4 protein-coding genes are annotated in these 4,531 nt (G+C 35.8%); all 4 read right to left on the bottom strand.

From position 1 onward, the window contains the following. On the bottom strand, window positions 1–887 hold an 887-nt coding region (locus QZ357_RS07665), incomplete at its 3' end, for a hypothetical protein (protein WP_290774204.1). Window positions 888–899: 12 nt separating this feature from the next. Beyond that, window positions 900–2,015, bottom strand: a complete 1,116-nt coding sequence (locus tag QZ357_RS07670) for a trypsin-like peptidase domain-containing protein (protein ID WP_290774206.1) — start codon at window positions 2,013–2,015, stop codon at window positions 900–902. Window positions 2,016–2,207: 192 nt separating this feature from the next. After that, the gene (locus QZ357_RS09835) at window positions 2,208–3,203 is read right to left on the bottom strand and encodes a dockerin type I repeat-containing protein (protein ID WP_366934139.1); all 996 of its coding nucleotides are present in this window, start codon (window positions 3,201–3,203) and stop codon (window positions 2,208–2,210) included. A gap of 15 nt (window positions 3,204–3,218) precedes the next feature. Further along, window positions 3,219–4,340, bottom strand: a complete 1,122-nt coding sequence (locus tag QZ357_RS07680; protein WP_290774209.1) for a trypsin-like peptidase domain-containing protein — start codon at window positions 4,338–4,340, stop codon at window positions 3,219–3,221. Window positions 4,341–4,531 lie beyond the last annotated feature (191 nt).

Below are 4,531 nucleotides of genomic sequence, written 5' to 3' on the forward strand. Positions count from 1 at the left end.
GAGCAGCACTGCATTATATAAACTGCGTCCGACATATCAAGCTTGCCGTCTTCGTTGGCGTCGCCGACTGTGTTATTCATTAAATCGACATCTCCCGATGATAAAGTACTGGTACTTTCCAGAATCCACCAAGTCATCATAATTCCGGTATCATTCTGTATCTGTTCAGCAAGATGATAATGATCAACTGTAGATAATTCATAATCCGGTACGATCTTGATTATCGAATCCTCATGATACGTATCTTCTTCCAAATGACAATTCAAATCATTTTCACTGACATATTTTTCAAGAACATCTTTATTCTCTATATCATATGCAGTAATATATCCATATTGAAAATAACCCGGTGAATAAGTATAGTATGCAGCACGGAATTTAAAATCGTTGATCCTGCCATTATCTATCCAGCCGTTTTCCTTAAAGGCATCGTATATTTTTTTAGCATCATCTACAGTTAATTCATGCACTTCTTGTGATTTGGGATCAGTATAGTTTCCAATATGGAAAGTTTTAACAGGAATTCCATTTGTTAAATGCTCTCTGTAAGACATATTATAAGAAGAATCAACTTCTTGAAGAACTTTTTTTACTTCCGAACCATCTACATCTTCTGGCGTATCAAAATATATTGCTGGTTCAGCTCTATTATTGCTAACGAGGAGAAGGTGACCGGAATCTTCATAGATAGCTTCTTTTTTGATATCTTTATTAATATAAAGAGTTTCACCTACATCAGCCCTGACTACCGTCCAGTCGCTAAGCAATTCTTCCAGATTACTCTCATCAACAGGACACAGTACAGCATTCGAGGTCATAGCGCTTAAAGAAGCTGCGCAAGTCATAACAGAAAGCATTAACGCTGTAATCTTTTTCATTTTTTTCATAATATCACCTCATTAATTAATATGTGGGTTCTGATTATAAAATCTTATCAATTCCGTTGTTATCCTCATAGCTTTATTGTTATCCGTTCCCCCACCAACTTGAATTCCTATAACTGTATAGTAAGTCTGACCGTTGATAGTTTCAGTATAATAAACCGGGCTTCCGCTGTCACCGCCGGAAGTATCCGCAGTATGACAAAAATATTTATCATAAGTACTTACAACAGATCCGGTAGAGCTATACAAATTATGCAAATTCTCATCGTCATTTACACGAATTGTTGTACCGTCAGGATTCTCGATTTCTCCCGGAAATCCGGTATTTGTTACAGCAATATTACGACTTGGTGAGTAATTACGAACAGTACCCAAATCAAACTGCATATAATCGCTCAGATCTTCTTCAACAGTTATTAAAGCATAGTCATACTTGTCTGCATAAGTATAATACATCTGAGGTATATGGTATTCAACAGGCGTAGCATTTGTATCATTTCCATTATTATCAAAAAGAATAATATTTGAAAGTGATTTATTATTAACACAATGAGCAGCCGTTGCAATAGTATGCTTGCCAACAACAAATCCGCTTCCAATCATTCCATCAGCTGTAACTATTTTAACAACTCCGTTTTTAGACCAATCTATTACTCTGTCATCAGTTCCTATAACAGATCTGGTGCTTATTGAATTATTGGAATCATTGTAATATTTTGTTGACTCTGTTAAGGTATAGTTTTTAAGTATTAACTCCTCACGTGTTTTAGCGTTAAAAACACGATATCTTGATGAAGAATCACCCTGCGGAGTTTCTGCCGCAGGCGAAGCCAACGTCACAATATCATCCGCATTGCCAAGAAGCTGTAGTCTATACATCTGAATCTTATACGAATCCATCATAGTAACCACGCCGTTGTTGTCGAAGTCTAATCTGTCGACATTTTCAGGGGTGATAGCTCCGCTGATATACTGCATAATCGCAACAGAGTCCGACATATCGATTACACCGTTGCCGTAAGGATCGTTGTAAGTCACATTCTGAGCTGCCGAGCCTGAGAAAGAAATAACAGAAGCCGCAGTCACCACAGCGGTAGATAAGACTGCTATAATTTTTGATTTAATATGCATAATAATCCTCCTTTACAATATTGTATTCGGTTTATGTGCGAATGATTCAAAAAAATTTATAGGTGCCATCCCATATATACATTATATCATTAAATATTAATTTTGTCTACCGTAATTTTGTACAAATATGTTGAGGAAATTTTGTTTCAAAAAACGGCGCTTAAAAAAGCGCCGTCCATAAGTATTAAAAACTCATTCAATTTCCAGTAAAGTTTTCTGAATTGTAAGAGCGTCCTCGTTGGTTATTCCATCGTCGTTGAAGTCTGCGTTGTATCTTCCCTGAGCCGTCAGCTTATACTTATCAGGATTAGAGCAGCACTGCATTATATAAACTGCGTCTGACATATCAAGCTCTCCGTCTTCGTTGGCGTCGCCGACTGTATTATTGTGCATATCAATTACCGAAGTTTCACCCTCAGCTGCCAAAGTTTCCTGTATAGGTTTAAACGGAGCAATTCCTAAATCAGAGTAAATCTGTTCTGCAAGCTGATAATGCTCCATAACTGTAAGCTTTTCATCAGGAACGAGTTTGAATTCTGCATCATCATCATATAAGTTTTCAAAATGACACTTAATCCCTTTTTCAGCCGCATACTTCTCGATTTCATCTTTATTTTCTGCAAAGTAAGCTGTTAAATATGTTTCAGTATACTGCGGCATATAAGCAATTTCGTTATACTCATATGTTTCAATACCTACAGTACTCTTGAAATCACCGCTTTCCTTGATTGCCTCATATATTTTACGAGCCTGTTCAAGCGTAATGTTTTTTTCTCTTGATTCCTTATACGGAAGTTTTCCCTCATAACCTCTTACGCAAAGACTCCTCAAATACTCATCCGAACCCTCAAAAAGAGTTGGAGTTCCGATGCTTATCTTTGCGTTAGGACAAATATCCATTATGATTTTTTCAATCTTTTCAACGTCAGCATCCCTGCTTATGCACATCTCAACCCAATTTGACTTTGCTTCATTAATAAAAATCATATTGGAAGAATCTTTTGAATTAATGTAAGCACCGCCATAAAGAGCATTTTCATCGTTTATCAAAATGTATTCATCAAGCTCTGCATCGAGCTGATCGCCGTTTTTAAAGTAACCAACCGCCCCTGCTGTCGCTGCTGAAATTGTTCCTGCTGTTAACATTGAAGCTATAACCAAAGATACTAATTTTTTAAATTTTTTCATAAAAGCACCTCCATATTACGCCATATAAGAATTATTGTAAAAGAATTTAAGAATATCCGGCGTTATTCTTGTTCCGCTGTTTTTCCCATTCGGGTATTCAGTTATATTGAAACCATTGGTGTGAATTGCAACCACGGTTTTTGTTTCATAAAGCTTGCCGTTTTTGTCGGTAAAACCTTCTTCAACGTAAACCGGACCACCACTGTTTCCACCGAAAGTATCAGCATCATAATATAATTTATATTGTGTGGAAAGAGCCAGATTTCCTTGTGCTTTAAAACGAATACCATATTCTCCTGTATAATTATCAGGATATTCACCGGGAAAACCTGAAGCAATAACAGAACCATTATTATTTACATATTCATCTAATGCTACACCCATTTTAAACATTCCATATTCGCTCAGATCTTCATCTACATAAATCAAAGCATAATCATAATTAAATGAATTTGTAGCATATAGACTTGGAATATGAACATATGATGGAGCAAAAGTTGCAGCCGTATTATTATTTTCATCAACGATATCTATCGTCATATTGTAGAATTTTCCGTTGCCGTAAACGCAATGAGCAGCCGTTGCAATAACATGATCACCGACAATAAAACCAGTACCATGTCCTATTCCGGGCATATTAAGTCTTACAACAGAAGTGTCATAATCTCTCACCATATTATCCGGAGGTATGATCGTATACGGCTCTATATCAGAAGCCGCAGTCACCGTATTATCATCACTTTTTACAGTAAGAGAATAAGATGTTTTAGAGTAAAGATTACTGTTAGAATAATCATGTTTCCAATAATTTCTTGTAGTATTGCTTGCCGAAACCGATTCATTAATAGACGGTGGGAGCAAATTTTCAGATATTAATTGCAGTTTATAAAGTTGAATTTTTAAAGTGTCCATACTGCTTATAATACCGTTTCCGTCAAAATCCAATGATTTTACATTAGTAGGATTAACATTTCCATTAAGATAGTTCATTGTATAAACAGCGTCAGACATATCAATTATACTGTCACCATTTGCATCACGAATGGCAATAGCTGCCGAGCCTGAGAAAGAAATAACAGAAGCCGCAGTCACCACAACAGTAGATAAGACTGCTATAATTTTTGATTTAATATGCATAATAATCCTCCTTTACAATATTGTATTCGGTTTATGTGCGAATGATTCAAAAAAATTTATAGGTGCCATCCCATATATACATTATATCATTAAATATTAATTTTGTCTACCGTAATTTTGTACAAATATGTTGAGGAAATTTTGTTTCAAAAAACGGCGCTTAAAAAAGCGCCGTCCATAAGTATTAAAAA

This window comes from Anaerofustis sp., assembly GCF_019420015.1.
GTDB lineage: Bacteria > Bacillota > Clostridia > Eubacteriales > Anaerofustaceae > Anaerofustis.

Coding starts and splice junctions, on each gene's coding strand:
- QZ357_RS07670 (WP_290774206.1), bottom strand. CDS start 2,015: ATGCATATTAAATCAAAAATTATAGCAGTCTTATCTACCGCTGTGGTG.
- QZ357_RS09835 (WP_366934139.1), bottom strand. CDS start 3,203: ATGAAAAAATTTAAAAAATTAGTATCTTTGGTTATAGCTTCAATGTTA.
- QZ357_RS07680 (WP_290774209.1), bottom strand. CDS start 4,340: ATGCATATTAAATCAAAAATTATAGCAGTCTTATCTACTGTTGTGGTG.